The following is a 15,568-nucleotide window of genomic DNA, read 5'->3' on the forward strand; positions in this document are numbered from 1 at the left end:
TATTGGCAACAGCGCAGCGCCTAAGCTGGCCCCGTCACTCACCAGTACGGAGCCACTCCATGAAAATCATCCTGATCGGCGCCAGCGGCACCATTGGCCGCGCCATCGACCACGAACTCAAGGACCGCCATCAGATCGTCCGCGTCGGCCGCAACAGCGGCGAGCTGCAGGTGGACATCACCGACCCGGCCTCGATCCGCCGCCTGTTCGAGCAGACCGGCCGGTTCGACGCCCTGATCAGCGCCGCCGGCAACGGCCACTTCGGCCCGCTGGAAGAACTCACCGCCAAGGAGTTCGCCGTGGGCCTGGACGACAAGCTGATGGGCCAGGTCAACCTGGTGCTGATCGGCCGCGAGTTCGCCAACGACGGCGCCTCCTTCACCCTCACCTCCGGCGTGCTCAGCGAAGACCCGATCCGCTTCGGCAGCGCCCTGAGCATGGTCAACGCGGCGGTCGACGGTTTCGTCCGTGGCGCCGCCATCGAGCTGCCGCGCGGCCTGCGCATCAACAGCGTGAGCCCGACCGTGCTGGAAGAGTCGCTGCCCAACTACGGCCCCTACTTCCGCGGCTTCAAGGCGGTACCTGCAGCCACAGTGGCGCTGGCCTACGCCAAGAGCGCGGAAGGCCGGCAGACCGGGCAGGTCTATCGCGTACTGTGATCCCGGCGGTTGCCTGAGCGTGCCAGCGGTGGCACCGTGGTGGGGTGTTTCAGACAAGGACGCCCCTCATGACCCGATCACTGCAACTCTCCGCCCTGCTCGCCTGTGCGCTGCTGGCCGCCTGTTCCTCCAGCCCGGACAAACCGGCCGCCGCGAGCAAGGGCGATGGCCGCTGCAACGCCGAGGCTGTGCAACATCTGGTGGAAAAGCGCATCACCACCGAGATGGCCGAGGAAGCTCGCGCAGAAGCCGGCGCCGAGCACCTGCGGGTGACCCAGCCGAACCAGCCGGTGACCATGGACTACAACCCGCAGCGCCTGAACATCGACATCGACGAAGACGACACCATCATCCGCCTGAGCTGCGGCTGATGCGCGCGCTGCTCTGCAGCCTGCTCGCCACCTGCGTGGTCGGCCAGGCCACGGCGCTGGGCCGGGAAGTCAGCTACGGCGAGGCTCGCGAGCAGTTCGCCAGCCTGCGCCAGGTGCTCGACTGCGGCAGCTGGAAGCTTGGCGAAAACCACGGTGACCTGCGCCTGCTGCGCTACTCGCGATACGGCCAAGACCTGATCTTCGTCGACCGCATCGCCCCGGATCAGGCAGGTGCGCTGTGGCGGGTGGAACAGGGCTACGGCTTCGCCGAGGTCAACAACGACCACGCCGAACTGAGCTTCGCCCAGCTCAGCTGCGCCAGCGATGGCGCCACCCGGGTGACGGTGGAGGGCCTGGCCGAGAATGGCCACGAGCAGAGCCACTGGAAGGTCCGCATCGATCTGAACCTCGAAAGCGGCACCTACAGCTACGACGCCAGCCCCGCCGAATAATCCTCGACGCGCATCTCCATGCGCCGGATCAGGCCACTTTCCACCAGGCGGCCGAGCAGCTGCATGTGCGGCAGTTGCAGGTGCGCCTGCAGCGCCTGCTCGGAAGCCCACTGCCCGCACAGCTGCCACTCCTCGGGGCACTGCTGGTCATGCAGCAGCTCGCAGCCATGGCAGGCGGCATCGCGCCTGGCCCGCAGCAACAACTCGCACAGACGCAGGCCGAGCTCCTCGCCGTGGCCTTCCCGGGCCTGGAAGCGCGCCAGGCTGGTGATTGCTTGATTCATTGCATGTCTCCCGCAAGAGCCGCCCCCTGTGGGGCGGCGTATCGTTCCAGACGGGTCGTCTCGGAAAGACCCTCTCAATAGGCGCTGGAGGTGGGACGGATCACCAGCTCGCTGACATCCACCGCAGCCGGCTGGCCGATGGCATAGGCGATGGCTTCGGCGATGGCACTGGCCGGAATCGCGTCGCGGCGGAACTCGCGGATCATCTCCAGGGTGGCGCCGTCGGAGATGGTCTCGGCCAGGTCCGACTCGGTGACGCCGGGCGATACCACGGTGACGCGGATATCGGCGCCCACTTCCTGGCGCAGCGCCTCGGACAGCGACACCACCGCCGCCTTGGTCGCGCAGTACACGGCGCCGGTGACGATCGGCTTGTAGGCGCCGATGGAGGCGACGTTGATGATCTGCCCGGCGCGGCGCTGCTGCATGCTGGGCAGCACGGCGGCGATGCCGTGCAGCACGCCGCGGATATTGACGTCGATCATCCGGTTCCACTCGCCGACCTTCAGCGCTGCCAGGGGCGACAGCGGCATCACGCCGGCGTTGTTGACCAGCACATCGACCCGGCCGAAGCGCTCCAAGGCCAGGTCGACCAGCGCCTGCACCTCTTCCTCGCGGACCACATCGGTGGTGCGGTACTCGGCCGTGCCGCCCTGGTTGCGGATATCCGCGGCCAGCGCCTCCAGGCGCTCGCTGCGGCGGGCGCCGAGTACGACGCGGGCGCCCTGGCTGGCCAGCAGGCGGGCGGTTGCTTCGCCGATGCCACTGCTGGAACCGGTGATGACGATGACTTTCTCTGCGATCTGCGACATGAGCTGTTCCTCGGCAAGCGGCGCGGAAGTGGCGCCGGGACGAGGCAGAGATTGCGCGTCAGGATGCGCGGGACGTTAGCCGGAAACTGCTGACGACTTGCCTGATCCTGCAAACCATCCACGAACAAGCACTACGCTTAGCAGACTATGACAAGTCGGTTTGCACAAAACTGCCGTGCTCTTGCCTGATCCTGCCGATAGCAGCCGAACCGTCACACGCTGCGCGTATGCTTGCGGCAACCGAGGAGACCCGCGCCATGCCCAACGTCGAGAATGCCGAACAGAACCTGGAAGGTCAGCGCTGCGAGCTGGCCGGGCTGATTGCCCAATACTGTGCCGGCGAAGGCATAGTCGAGACGGCGATCCCCGGCCTGGCGCTGTACCGCGCTACCGAGCCGTCGCCCATCGTCCACACCCTGTACCGCCCGGCCCTGTGCATCATGGCCCAGGGGCAGAAGGTGGTGCGCCTGGAGGGCGAGGTATATTGCTACGATCCGCTGCATTACCTGGTGGCCTCGGTGACCCTGCCGGTCACCGGCGAAGTCACGGTGGCTGCGGTGGAGCAGCCGTACCTGAGCCTGCGCCTGGATATCGACCCGGCCGAGCTGGCCAGCCTGATCGCCAGCGCCGGGCCCATCGGCGTGCCCAACCAGGGCAGCGGACGCGGCCTGCATGTCGACCGCCTCGACGCCCCGCTGCTGGACGCCGTGCTGCGTCTGGTGCGCCTGCTCGACAACCCGCGCGACATCGCCATGCTCGCCCCGCTGGTGCAGCGCGAGATTCTCTACCGCCTGCTGCACAGCCCCCAGGGCCAGTTGCTGCGAGATATCGCCACGGCGGACAGCCAGGCGCATCGGGTCAACCGCGCCATCGAATGGCTCAACCAGCACTATGGCGAGCCGCTGCGCATCGAAGAACTGGCCAAGGTGGCCAACCTCAGCACCTCCACCCTGCACCACCGCTTCAAGGCGCTGACCGCCATGAGCCCGCTGCAGTACCAGAAGCAGCTGCGCCTGCAGGAAGCGCGGCGCCTGATGCTGTGCGAGAACCTGGATGTGTCGAGCGCCGGCTACCGGGTCGGCTACGAGAGCCCGTCGCAGTTCAGCCGCGAATACAGCCGCCTGTTCGGCCAGCCGCCGGTGCGCGATCTGGCTCGGTTGCGCAACGCGGTCTGATTACCAGTCCAGCTTGATACCGCTCTGGAAGCCCCGTGCCTCACCGCTCAGCGGGTCGGCGAACTCCAGGCTGTGGGCCAGCAGCTTGAGCGGGCGGGTGAAGTCGTCCACGCCCTTCTCATCGTTGAGCTGCGGATAGAAGGTGTCGTTGCAGATCGGCGCGCCCAGCGCGGCCATGTGCACGCGCAGCTGGTGCTGCTTGCCGGTGACCGGGAACAGCCGGTAGCGCCACAGCTCGCCGTTGCGCTCCAGCACTTCCAGCAGGGTCTCGCTGTTCGGCGTGCCGTCTACTTCGCACATGCGGAAGAACGGCTCGCCCTTTTCCAGACGGCTGTGCCGACGCAGCGGAAATTCATACTGCGGCAGCGCCGGGGCGATGGCCTGGTAGCGCTTGTCGATGCGCCGCTCGCGGAACAGTGCCTGGTAGGCGCCGCGGCTGGCGGGCTCGGCGGAGAACAGCACCAGCCCGGCGGTGTGCCGGTCGATACGGTGCAGCGGCGCCAGGTGCGGATTGCCGGTCTCGCGCACCAGGCGGGTGAGCAGGGTTTCCTCGGCGTAGTCGCCGGCCGGCATCACCGGCAGGAAGTGCGGCTTGTCCGCCACCAGCAGGTGCTGGTCCTGGTAGACGATATGGGCCTGGAACGGGATCTTCCGCTCGTTCTCGATCTCGCGGAAATACTGCACCCGCAGCGCCTCGCGGTAAGCCGCCTCGGGACCCAGCGGGCGATCCTGGTCGTCCAGCACCAGGCCGCGGGCCATGCGTTGCAGCCAGGTATCGCGAGAAATCTGCGGGAAGCGCGCGCACAGGCAGTCGAGCACGGTGTGCCAGTTGCCGGCCGGCAGGTGCAGGTAGCTGGGGCGAACGTTGAGCGGGCGCGAGGACATGGCAGGGAGCTTGGCAACGAGGCTGCGCATTATTCCTCAGACCGGGGAAAAACGCCGCCCCACTCGTCTGCGCCGACTAGGCTGTTGGGCGACCATCACAGGGAGGCTCCACCATGCTCAAGACCTACCACGGCAGCTGCCACTGCAAGCAGGTGCGCTTCAGCGCGCAGATCGACCTGGCCAACGGCACCGGCAAGTGCAACTGCAGTTTCTGCGTCAAGGCACGCAACTGGAGCGTGCTGCTCAAGCCCGATGCCCTGCAACTGGAGAGCGGCGAGGACGCGCTGAGCGGCTACCAGTTCAACACCTTCAGCACCCACCACCTGTTCTGCAAGCACTGCGGCATCCGCGTGTTCAGCCGCGGCAACATCCCGGAGATCGGCGGCGCCTTCGCCTCCGTGAGCCTGGCCAGCCTGGACGACCTCAGCCCGGACGAACTGCTGGCCGCACCCGTGCACTACGCCGACGGCCTGCACAACAACTGGATGGAGACACCCGCCGAGATCCGCCATCTGTAGGGCTCGATCAGAGCGCCGCTGTAGCTGCCCGTGCCCGCCGCGGCAGCGCAGGATAGTCGTTCGATACCCGAGGAATCCTGATGAAGACCATAGGCATGATCGGCGGCATGAGCTGGGAGTCCACCCTGCCCTACTACCGCCACGTCAACGAAGCGATCAAGGCACGCCTGGGCGGCCTGCATTCGGCGCGGCTGGTGCTGTACAGCCTGGACTTCCATGAGATCGAGCAACTGCAGCGCAGCGGCGACTGGCAGCGCGCCGGCGCCCTGCTGGGCGAGGCGGCCGTGTCCCTGGAACGGGCCGGAGCGGAGTTCCTGGTGCTCTGTACCAACACCATGCACAAGGTCGCCGATGCCATCGAGCAGGCGGTGGGCATTCCGCTGCTGCATATCGCCGACCCGACCGCCGAAGCTATCCGCGCTTCCGGCCTGCAGCGGGTCGGCCTGCTCGGCACCCGCTTCACCATGGAGCAGCCGTTCTACCGAGAGCGCCTGGAGAGCCGGCACGGCATCCAGGTGCTGGTGCCGGACGAGGCCGACCGCCTGCTGGTGCACCGGGTGATCTACGAGGAGCTGTGCATGGGCACGGTGCGCGAGGAATCGCGCCAGGCCTATCGCGAGGTGATCGCCCGGCTGGTGGCGCAGGGCGCCCAGGCGGTGATCCTCGGCTGCACTGAGATCGGCCTGCTGGTGGGGGATGCGGATGCCGCGGTGCCGCTGTTCGACACCACCCTGCTGCATGCGCGGGCGGCAGCCGACCAGGCGCTGGGCTAGCCGATCAGCTGTTCGACCGTACCGTCGTACAGCACCACGCGGTCGCGGCCGGCCGCCTTGGCCGCGTACAGCGCCTTGTCGGCGCCCTGGATCAGGCGCTCCGGCCCACTCTCGGCGGCCATGTCAGGGGTCGGCTGGCAGACATTCACGCCCGCGCTCAGGCTCAGCCGGCGCCAGGGCGAGCCGGCGTGCGCCATGCCCAGCTCCTCCAGCGCCACGCGCGCCTGCTCGGCGACCTGCAGCGCGCCTTGGGCGTCGGTCTCCGGCAGCAGCAGGCAGAACTCCTCGCCGCCGTAGCGCACCGCCAGGTCCGCCGGGCGCTTCTGCCCACCACGGATCACCTCGGCCACGGCGCGCAGGCATTCGTCGCCGGCGGAATGGCCGTAGATATCGTTGTACTGCTTGAAGTAGTCGACATCGAACATCACCAGCGCCAGCGGCTTCTGGCTGCGCGCGGCGCGGGCGAACTCGTCGCTGAGGGCGCGGATGAAACGGCGGCGGTTGGCCAGGCGCGTCAGTTCGTCCTCCAGCGCCTGCTGTTCAAGGCGCCGGTTGAAGGCACGCAGGGCGTCGCGGGTGGCCATCAGCTCGATCTCGGTCTTCTGGCCCTGCTTGATCAGGCGCAGCAGGTAGAAGCCGAACAGCGCCAGCAGCGCGGCGAGCAGCATCACCACCACCAGCTGGCGCGAGGTGTCGGCGCGCCAGTCGGCGAGGATGTCCTGCTCGGCCAGGGCGGCGATCACCACCAGCGGGTAACCCTGGATCTGCCGGTAGCTGAACATGCGCTCCACGCCATCGATCACCGACGGCAACATCGCGGTGCCGGTGGGGCTCTGCGGCAGCAGGGTCTTGAAGATCTGTCCGCCGGCGATGCTGGCGCCGATCAGATCCTCGCGGTAGGGGTTGCGCACCAGCAGGGTGCCGTCGTTGAGCACCAGGTTGATGCTGCCGTGTTCGCGGATATCGAAAGTGGCATAGAACTGGCGGAAGAAGTCGATGGAAATGGTGGCCAGGGCCACCCCGGCGAAGTTGCCCTGGGCATCCTCCACCCGTCGCGACAGCGGGATGATCCAGTCACCGGTGGTGCGGCTGCGCACCGGCGTGCCGACATGCGCGCCGTGGTCGTCCGGGTACTGGAGGTGATAGCGGAAGTACTCGCGGTCGGCATTGTTGGCGCCCGGCGGCACCTCGCCGAAGGAGTTGACCAGCCAGTTGCCGTCGCGGTCGTAGGCGAACAGGCCGTGCAGCTCAGGCTGCTCGTACACGTGCTGGCGCATCAGGCCCTGCAGGCGCTGCAGCTGCTGCGGCTGCATGCCGTCCACCTGCAGGCGCTCGACCAGATCGAGCAGCACGGTATCGGCCTTCTTCAGGGTATCGCTGGCCTGGCGCGCCAGAGCGGAGGCCAGATTGGAGGTTTCGATCTCGGCATCGCGCAGCTGTACCTGGCGGGCGTTCCACATCAGCCAACCATCGGTGGCCACCAGCGACACGCAGACCAGTATCACGAACACCCTGGCCAGCGGCACCAGGGTCGGCCGCTGCCACCAGCGGTGATCCGCGCTATCCGTATCTGCGTTCTGACTCATCGAATCCTGCTGCTCCAGCCACTGTGTTTCAAATATAGAAAAGCCTGGTTCGGGTCAATAAAGACCGCGTAACAGATGCACCGCCAGGCCCACGGCGGCGCTGGCCAGCAGCACCTGGATCACCCCGCGGCGCAGCACGAACAGGGCCAGCGCCGCCCCAAGGGCGATCAACGCCGCCGGCCAGTCGAAGGTTCCGGCAAAGCCCTGGGGCCATAACACATGGTAGGCAAAGAACAGCGCGAGGTTGACGATCACCCCGACCACCGCCGCGGTGATGGCGGTCAGCGGAGCGGTGAACTTCAGCTCGCCGTGGGTCGACTCCACCAGCGGGCCGCCGGCGAGAATGAACAGGAACGACGGCAGGAAGGTGAACCAGGTGACCAGGCAGGCCGCCAGAGCACCGCTGGCGAAGGCCGAATCGGTGCCGAACACCGGCTGCCCGTAGGCACCGACGAAAGCGACGAAGGCCACCACCATGATCAGCGGCCCCGGCGTGGTCTCGCCCAGAGCCAGGCCGTCGATCATCTGCGTCGGGCTCAACCAGCCGTAGTGATCGACCGCGCCCTGATAGACATAGGGCAGCACCGCGTAGGCACCGCCGAACGTAAGCAGCGCGGCCTTGGTGAAGAACCAGCCCATCTGGGTCAGGCTGCCCTGCCAGCCGAACGCCAGGGTCAGCAGCCCCATGGGCAGCAGCCACAGCAGCGCACCGATCAGCAGCAGGAGCAGCAGGCGCGAGGCGCGAAAGCGTGCGTGCGCCGGCGGCGGCGTGTCCTCGTCGATCAGCGCCGGACCGTAGGACTTCGCCGCCGCGCCATGCCCGCCGCCGACCGCGAAATGCTGCGGCGCCAGGCGCCCGCCCAGATAGCCGACCAGCGCCGCCGCCAGCACGATCAGCGGGAACGCCAGGTTGAGGGCGAAGATGGCGACGAACGCGGCCCCCGCGATGCCCCATAGCCAGCCGTTGTTCAGCACCCGCGAACCGATGCGGTGGGCGGCCTGCAGCACGATGGCAGTCACCGCCGGCTTGATCCCGTAGAAGATGCCCGCCACCAGCGGCAGGTGGCCGAAGGCGACATACAGCCACGACAGCAGGATCAGGATCAGCAGCGACGGCAGCACGAACAGCCCCCCGGCGACTATGCCGCCCCAGGTGCGGTGCTGCAGCCAGCCGATATAGGTGGCCAGTTGCTGGGCCTCGGGGCCGGGCAGCAACATGCAGTAGTTGAGGGCATGCAGGAAACGCCGCTCGGAGATCCAGCGCCGGCGCTCCACCAGTTCCTGGTGCATGATGGCGATCTGTCCGGCCGGCCCGCCGAAGCTGATGAAGCCCAGCTTGAGCCAGAACAGCAGCGCCTCGCGCCAGCTCAGCGGCTGCGGTGCAGCCAGTTTTTTCTCCGTGTGCATGTCCCTGCCCCCCAATACCTGGGGCAATGCTGCCACAGACACTGCGACAACGGCATGGCGATTGGCATCTTCGGCCGGGACTTGGACCGTGCGGATGCATACACTAGCGACCACTTTCCTTGTGCCGAGAGCCCGCCATGACCGACGCTGCATCCTCCATCGCCATCATCATCGGTGCCGGCCACGCCGGCGGCGAACTGGCCATCGCCCTGCGCAACGAGGGCTGGGAGGGCCACATCCTGCTGCTCGGCGAGGAGGCGCACCTGCCCTACCACCGCCCGCCGCTGTCCAAGGCCTACCTGGCCGGCAGCGTGGAGAAGAGCAGCCTATCGATCCGCCCGCAGATGGCCTACGACAAGGCCAATGTCGAGTTCTTCGGCGGCGTGCGGGTGCTGCGCATCGACCGCGCCAACAAGCGCCTGGAACTGGCCGACGGCAAGCAGCTGGCCTACGACAAGCTGGCCATCGCCACCGGCGGCCGCCCGCGCCCGCTGAGCGTGCCGAATGCCGCGGCCGCCGAGCGCTGCGCCAACTTCCACTACCTGCGCACCCTCGACGACGTGGAGCTGATCCGTGCCCAGATGGCGGCCGGCAAGCGCCTGGCCATCGTCGGTGGCGGCTACATAGGCCTGGAGGTGGCGGCCGCGGCCGTCGCCCAGGGCCTGCAGGTCACCGTTCTGGAAGCCCTGCCTCGAGTGTTGCAGCGGGTCACTGCCGCCGAGCTGTCGGCCTACTACGAACGCAAGCACCGCGAGGCCGGCGTGGATATCCGCACCAATGTGCAGGTGGCCGATCTAGAGGTGACTGGCGAGACGGTCAGCGCGGTGATCTGCGCCGACGGCAGCCGTCTGGAGACCGACCTGGTGGTGGTCGGCATCGGCCTGATCGCCAACACCGAACTGGCCGCCGAGGCCGGGCTCGAGGTAGACAACGGCATCCTGGTCAACGAGTACGCCCAGACCAGCGATCCTGACATCCACGCCGCCGGTGACTGCACCAACCACCCCAACCCGCTGCTCGGCCGCCGTCTGCGTCTGGAGTCGGTGCCCAACGCCCTGGAACAGTCGCGCGTGGCGGCCGCCGGCATGGCCGGCAAGCTCAAGGCCTACGCCTCGGTGCCCTGGTTCTGGTCCGACCAGTACGAGCTGAAGCTGAAGATGGTCGGCCTGTCCGAAGGCTTCGAACGCCTGGTGCTGCGCGGCGAGCCGCAGACCGACAGTTTCAGCGCCTTCTATCTCAAGGATGGCAAGGTCCTGGCGGCCGACACGGTCAACCGCCCGCAGGACTTCATCGCCGCCAAGCGCCTGGTGGCCGAGGGCATCGCCGTGACCGCCGAACAGCTGGCCGATGACAGCCGGCCGCTGAAGGAGCTGCTGCCGGCACCAGCGGCCTGACCGACAGCCTGCCCCGTCAAACGAAAACACCGGCCGAGGCCGGTGTTTTTATTCGTAGTCCGGATGCAATCCGGGGACCGAGCTGTCTGCATGTCCCCTCTCCCGGAGGGAGAGGGGACTAGAGCAGCGCCTCGCCCGCCATCACGGAATCCACGACCACAGCTCGACGTCGATGAAGCGGAAGATCGCCCGGGTAAAGGCCTTCCAAACCGGCAGGGTCTCGCCGGCGGACTTGGCGTAGCCGGTCATGCCGGACTTCAGCTCGCCAGCCGGGTTGTCGATGATGGTGAGTACCTTGACGTACTTGCCGGCGGTCTTCTCCACCACGTTGGCATCGATCTGCGTCACGGTGCCGTCGAACAGCCGGTCGGAATAGGCCAGCGGCTTGACCTTGAGCACCGCGCCCGGCTGCACGTAGCCGATCTCGGTTTCCGGCACCTCTATCTCGGCGAACACCCGGTCGGCCTTCTCCACCACGGCGAAGGGCTCGCCCGGCGGCTGGAACTTACCGACCTTCTGCTTGAGCAGCAGGGTGATCAGCTTGCCGTCCATCGGCGCGCGCAGCTGCGAGCGCTCGATCTTCGCCAGGTACAGGTCGCGCTCGCTCTGCCAGCGCTGCACCTGGGCCTCGGCGGCGGCCACGGAATCCGCGGTGGCCCCAGCCTTGGAAAGTGCCAGGTTGGCCTCGGCCACCTTGACCGCCATCAGTTCCACTTCGTACTGGCGACGGGCCTGGTCGGCCTGCTGGGCAGACACCCCGCCCTTGGCCAGCAGGGTGACATGGCGCTGATGGTTGGACTGGCTGAACTGGGTCTGGGTGCGCGCCATGTCCAGGCTGCGCGTGGCCACTTCCACCTCTTCCGCACGGGGCCGTGCCTTCAGCTCGGCGACTATGGCCTGCTCCTCGGCAATGCGCGCCTCGGCGATCTTCACCTGGGCGGCGTAGTCACCGGTGGCCAGGCGCGCCAGCACCTGGCCGGCCTTGACCTGCTCGCCGCCTTCCACCAGCACCTCGGTGACGATGCCGCCGATGTCGCTGGCCACCTGCTGCTGCTCGGTCGGCAGGATCACGAAGGAGCCACCGGGCTCGTAGGGATAGGGCAGGAACAGGCAGATCAGCAGCGACAGGGCGAACACCCGCCCGGTGTAGCGGGCCAGCTTGTTGGTCGCCTGCACGCCGACCTTCTGCTCGACGTTCTCCGGCAGGCGCCGACGCTTCCAGCGCTCGTACTGCACGGTGCGCTCGTACATTTCGTTGGCCGACTTGAACTTGCGGTAGGTCAGCACGCTCAGGTAGCCGATCAGCACCACGCTGGCCAGCACACCGGTGCCGCCGAAGTTGACCTTGAGCCAGCTGCCCACCAGCAGCAGGGCAATGACGAACAGCAGCACGGAATACAGGATCGAGGCCAGGCCGTAGGCCATCAGCGCCGTGTCGTTGGCCTCGCGGTAGGCGTTGCCCTTTATGCGCCCGAACAGCGCCTTGAATGCCTTGCCGCGCAGGTGCGGCTCATCCACCAGCACGGCGATCAGGTGATAGCCGCTGCTCTTCGACAGCGGGTTGAGGGTCAGCAGCAGGGCCGCCGCACTGGTGATCGCCAGGGCCAGGCCAGCGGCCGGCAGCACGCCGTTGGAGGCGCGGGTCATATACCAGGTGAATACGCCGAGGCTGAACAGCGCCAGGCGCATCAGCACCGGCCCGCCATGCAGCCACAGGCGCTCGCGACGGCTCAGGCCGATCAGATGGCGGATGCGCGGCATGAAGCGCGGAAGGAAGCCGAGCATGAAGGCGATCGACAGGCTGTATACCGTGCCACGATATTTCTGCGCGGTCAGCGCCAGGGTCAGGGTGCACAGCAGGTTGACGGTGAACAGGCTGAAGAACACCTGGCCGATGGCGCCCATGCCGGACAGCATGGTGGTGGCATCCAGGTGCGCCTGGGAAAAGTTGTTGAGGACGATGCCCAGCGCCAGGCCGAACAACAGCGGCAGGACGAACACCCCGTACTTCAGCGGCTCGGTCCAGCTTTGCATGGACTTGAGCAGGCGGTGCGGGTTGAACAGGTGCAGTACCGGGATCTGCAGAGTGTCATCCATCCCTGCCGAACCGCGCACGCCAGCCTGCAAATGGTCGGCATCGGCCCCATCGTTGGAGGCACTGGGCGCGGCGCGTGGCGCGGGCGCGGCAGACTGCATCGGCGCTGCGCTGATCGGTGCGGGAGCTGATGCCTCACGGCGCCCCGGCGGCGTGGCCTTGTCGCGGAAGCGCGCGACCTTCTCTTCCAGCAGGCGCTGCAGGTCTTCCTGCAATTGCTCGCGGTACTGCGCCACCAGCGGGTGGGCGGCCGCCGCCATGCCGAGCAGGCGCTGGTCGATCAGATTGACCAGCAGCGAGTCCAGGTGGCCGCGAGTGAGCACCTGCGAGAAACGCCGCTCGTAACTGGCGGCAACCGCGACGAACTCCTCGTCTACCTGGAGCATTTCCAGGACGAAGAACTGCTGCGTTTCAAGCTCCCATTGCAGCTGGCTGGACGGGTCGATGACCACGTACAGCGGCTCCTGCCGGCCGTTGCGCAGGAACACTTGCAGCCCCTTGCGCAGCAGCAGCGGCGTGGCGATCTTGCGGGCATCGCCGAGATCGGACTCTTTCTTCGCGGAGATATTGCCGTTCATAGCACGGGGCTTCCTTTGGACCGGTCACGGATACCGGCGCTGGGTGCGGCCGAGGTCATCTGTTTGCGCGGGGCGAAGAACACTTCGCAGCCGCCGCGCGGATTGTCGATATAACGGTCCCCGCCCAGCGGCCAGACCCTGGGACCGAAGGGGTTGGCGGCGCCGAGGAACAGGCCGTAGGGCGAGGAAACGATGGTGCGCATGCCGATGTTGTAGGGGTTGCCCATGCCGTCGGTGGTCACCGGCACCCAGTTTTCGCCGTCGTAGCTGCGGTACAGGTCGAAGCCCGACTGGCGCTCGAAGATGAATTTCTCGCCGACGCTGTTGACGATGTTGAGGAAAGGCTCCGGCCAGCTGTCGCGCCGGGCGTAGCCGAGCAGGCCGCTCCAGTCGAAGGTCGACAGGTACAGCCAGCCCTCGTGCTCGGCCATGCGCCAGAAGTAGCCGTTGAAGAAGTTGTCGAAGCCGGCCATGTAGCCGGACAGCGGCTCCTTCCAGCCCTGCTCGGTCATGCGGGCGTCGCCCACCAGCAGGTCCCAGCTGTTGTCCGGGCGGATGCGGATCAGCTCGGGTGGCGCCGGGCCCACGCCGTTCTGCCGGTCGATGCCGCCGCCCTGGATGGCACTGCCGACATACAGCGCGCCCTTGAACGGGTACATGCTCAGCACCGACTGGTTGAGCGGGCCGCGGCCGGCGCCGTCGGCGATCACCTGTTCCCAGTGATAGGGCTTGGTCTCGCAGGTGCTGCGCCAGACCTGATAACCCTTGAGATTGAAGGTGCCGATATAGAGGTGGTCGCCGAACGGGCACATTTCGAAGATGGTCTTGTTGCCCTCGTCGCCGAAGCCGAAATCGCTGACCGCCTCCCAGCCGCCCTCCTCCGGTGCCGCGCTCTCATAGACGATAGAGTGCGAGGAGACGTTGGGGTTGCCACCGCGCGAACCGGCCGGCGTGGTGTACATGCGCCCCTTGAAGCTGACCATGGTGCGGATGGTGGTTACCGGCAGGCCCATCAGGCCCGGCTCGCAGGTGGGTGTGAAGTTCAGCCCGTCCTCGCTGCGCAGCAGCAGCGGACCCGGGCCCTTGGCCGGCGACCAGGTGCTGACGAACAGCCCCGGCTTGCGCCCGGCGCTGCCCGGATACACACACATGCCGCGGAAGCCCAGCTCGCGGGGAATCTTCGAACCGTCGCTACCGATGATGGTGGGCGCCTTGAACACCCGTTTCCATTCGTCCTTGCGCGGGTTGTAGCGCCAGATCTCGGCATGCAGGTCGAGGTCGAACGGGTTGGCCGGGCACTCCACCGGCCAGGGATCCATGCTGATCGGCAGGCGCGCCTTCATCAGCGGGAAGTTGCCGCGGGTGGTACCGACGTACAGATGGTCGTTGAACCAGGCCATGGCGTGGGCATAGGCGTTGACCCCGTCACCGAAACCGTTGCGGGCGATCAGGTGGAAGTCGTCCTCGCTGAGCCCGGCCGGCACTCGCACCTTGCTCGGCAGGTTGAACATCGAGCCGGCCTGGAGCTTGCGCGCCAGCACCTCGGCGATGAAGGCATTGAGGTGGTCGAGGGCATCGTCGAAGGCGATGAACGGACCCTGCTCCTTGCCCTCGCGGGTGGCGTAGAACCACTGCTCGCCACGGCTGTAGATACGGTCGCTGCGGAAGAACGGCTTGGCCTCGGCGTCGTCGGCCCGGCCCTGACGCTGGTTGCTGGCGCGCCGCAGGAAGAACTCGAAGGAGCGGATCAGCTTCTGCGGCCGCGAGGCCGGGAAGAAGTGCCCGGCGCCGCGCACCAGGCGGAAGTCCGCCCGCGGCCAGACGGTGAGCAGCAGCTCGCCGGTGGTCACCGCCTGGGAGCGTTCGCCGTAGATCGCCAGCAGGGGGAAATCCAGCTGGCGCAGGCGCTCCACCACAAGGCCGTCGTCGCCCATCAGCTCTTGCTGGGCGGCTGTGCTCTCCAGCAGTTTCACCCACTGGTCGGCGGTGCGTTTGCCGGAGCTGCCCATCAGCGGATTGATCAGCTCGCGCAGGGCTTCCGGCAACTCGCGCTGGTTCAGTTGCAGGGTCGCCGCCTCCTTGAGCAGGCGGTAACCAAAATAGGGTTCGCGGGTGTTCAGCGGTATGCCGTTGTCATCCAGGATGCGCTGGATATGGTCGGCATAGCGCCAGTCGGCACCCACGTTGCGAATCGCAGCGATGTGCGTATCGGCGATGGTCAGGCTGCGAAAGCGCTGGGATTGCTCGCACGCCAGGTTCAGCGCGATGGTGCCGCCGAAACTGTGGGCGATGAAATGCGCCCGGCCGATGCCCAGGTGATCGAGCAACTGACGCAGGTCCTCGGCCTGCGCGGCCGGGGTGTAACCCTGCTGCGGCATGCTCGAACGACCATGTCCGCGCAGGTCGTACATGGTCACCCGATAGTGCCTGGCCAGGGCATGGCCGATCTGCATGTACCAGAACGCCAGGTTGGCGGCGAGGCCGTGGATCAGTACCACGTCCTCGATCTCGCCTTCCGTGCGTTCACAGGACAGCTGTTGATAGTGCAGCCGGACTCCGTTGACCTCGGCCATCGCCAT

Annotated in this window: 14 protein-coding genes; 7 read left to right on the plus strand and 7 right to left on the minus strand. The window is 67.1% G+C overall.

Annotated features, from left to right (window positions below; all coding sequences use genetic code 11):
* The first annotated feature begins 59 nt into the window (after window positions 1-59).
* From IB232_RS07230 to IB232_RS07240, 3 genes are all read left to right on the plus strand, one after another.
* The gene (locus IB232_RS07230) at window positions 60-659 is read left to right on the plus strand and encodes a short chain dehydrogenase (RefSeq protein WP_192397837.1); all 600 of its coding nucleotides are present in this window, start codon (window positions 60-62) and stop codon (window positions 657-659) included.
* Between the two features lie 68 nt (window positions 660-727).
* Window positions 728-1,030 (plus strand): I78 family peptidase inhibitor, encoded by a 303-nt coding sequence (locus IB232_RS07235; RefSeq protein ID WP_192397838.1) that lies wholly within the window; start codon window positions 728-730, stop codon window positions 1,028-1,030.
* Complete coding sequence (locus IB232_RS07240; protein WP_192397839.1) at window positions 1,030-1,482, plus strand: hypothetical protein; 453 nt, start codon at window positions 1,030-1,032, stop codon at window positions 1,480-1,482. Before IB232_RS07235 ends, IB232_RS07240 begins: the two co-directional genes overlap by 1 nt.
* Here IB232_RS07240 and IB232_RS07245 read toward each other — a convergent pair.
* Both IB232_RS07245 and IB232_RS07250 read right to left on the minus strand, forming a co-directional pair.
* Window positions 1,458-1,766 (minus strand): putative quinol monooxygenase, encoded by a 309-nt coding sequence (locus IB232_RS07245; RefSeq protein ID WP_192397840.1) that lies wholly within the window; start codon window positions 1,764-1,766, stop codon window positions 1,458-1,460. The two genes, IB232_RS07240 and IB232_RS07245, sit on opposite strands and share 25 nt — an antisense overlap.
* 74 nt (window positions 1,767-1,840) lie before the next feature.
* Window positions 1,841-2,578: an SDR family oxidoreductase gene (locus tag IB232_RS07250; RefSeq protein WP_192397841.1), complete on the minus strand. Its 738-nt coding sequence runs from the start codon at window positions 2,576-2,578 to the stop codon at window positions 1,841-1,843.
* A gap of 257 nt (window positions 2,579-2,835) precedes the next feature.
* Here IB232_RS07250 and IB232_RS07255 point away from each other — a divergent pair, with 257 nt between their 5' ends.
* Window positions 2,836-3,753, plus strand: a complete 918-nt coding sequence (locus IB232_RS07255) for an AraC family transcriptional regulator (RefSeq protein WP_192397842.1) — start codon at window positions 2,836-2,838, stop codon at window positions 3,751-3,753.
* Here the strand turns inward: IB232_RS07255 and IB232_RS07260 are convergent, their stop codons facing one another.
* A complete protein-coding gene (locus tag IB232_RS07260; protein ID WP_412547711.1) occupies window positions 3,754-4,668 on the minus strand; it encodes a pseudouridine synthase in 915 nt (304 codons plus the stop codon). It lies immediately after the preceding gene.
* A gap of 83 nt (window positions 4,669-4,751) precedes the next feature.
* Here IB232_RS07260 and IB232_RS07265 point away from each other — a divergent pair, with 83 nt between their 5' ends.
* Both IB232_RS07265 and IB232_RS07270 read left to right on the plus strand, forming a co-directional pair.
* Window positions 4,752-5,156, plus strand: a complete 405-nt coding sequence (locus IB232_RS07265; RefSeq protein WP_192397843.1) for a GFA family protein — start codon at window positions 4,752-4,754, stop codon at window positions 5,154-5,156.
* Between the two features lie 80 nt (window positions 5,157-5,236).
* Window positions 5,237-5,929 carry an aspartate/glutamate racemase family protein gene (locus IB232_RS07270; RefSeq protein WP_192397844.1) on the plus strand — a complete coding sequence of 231 codons (693 nt, stop codon included), beginning with the start codon at window positions 5,237-5,239 and terminating at the stop codon, window positions 5,927-5,929.
* Here IB232_RS07270 and IB232_RS07275 read toward each other — a convergent pair.
* Entirely contained in the window at window positions 5,926-7,515 is a 1,590-nt protein-coding gene (locus IB232_RS07275; RefSeq protein ID WP_192397845.1) for a sensor domain-containing diguanylate cyclase, read from the minus strand. The genes IB232_RS07270 and IB232_RS07275 overlap by 4 nt on opposite strands.
* Before the next feature lie 54 nt (window positions 7,516-7,569).
* Window positions 7,570-8,922: a chromate efflux transporter gene (chrA, locus tag IB232_RS07280; protein WP_192397846.1), complete on the minus strand. Its 1,353-nt coding sequence runs from the start codon at window positions 8,920-8,922 to the stop codon at window positions 7,570-7,572.
* Between the two features lie 137 nt (window positions 8,923-9,059).
* On the opposite strand from chrA, the gene IB232_RS07285 reads away from it, so the two are divergent.
* The gene (locus IB232_RS07285; RefSeq protein WP_192397847.1) at window positions 9,060-10,316 is read left to right on the plus strand and encodes an NAD(P)/FAD-dependent oxidoreductase; all 1,257 of its coding nucleotides are present in this window, start codon (window positions 9,060-9,062) and stop codon (window positions 10,314-10,316) included.
* A 141-nt stretch (window positions 10,317-10,457) separates the two neighbouring features.
* Here IB232_RS07285 and IB232_RS07290 read toward each other — a convergent pair whose 3' ends face one another.
* Window positions 10,458-12,989, minus strand: a complete 2,532-nt coding sequence (locus IB232_RS07290) for an HlyD family secretion protein (protein WP_192397848.1) — start codon at window positions 12,987-12,989, stop codon at window positions 10,458-10,460.
* Entirely contained in the window at window positions 12,986-15,568 is a 2,583-nt protein-coding gene (locus IB232_RS07295) for an alpha/beta fold hydrolase (RefSeq protein WP_192397849.1), read from the minus strand. The genes IB232_RS07290 and IB232_RS07295 overlap by 4 nt, the downstream gene beginning before the upstream one ends.

This window comes from Pseudomonas sp. PDM15 (assembly GCF_014851565.1).
Taxonomy (GTDB): domain Bacteria; phylum Pseudomonadota; class Gammaproteobacteria; order Pseudomonadales; family Pseudomonadaceae; genus Aquipseudomonas.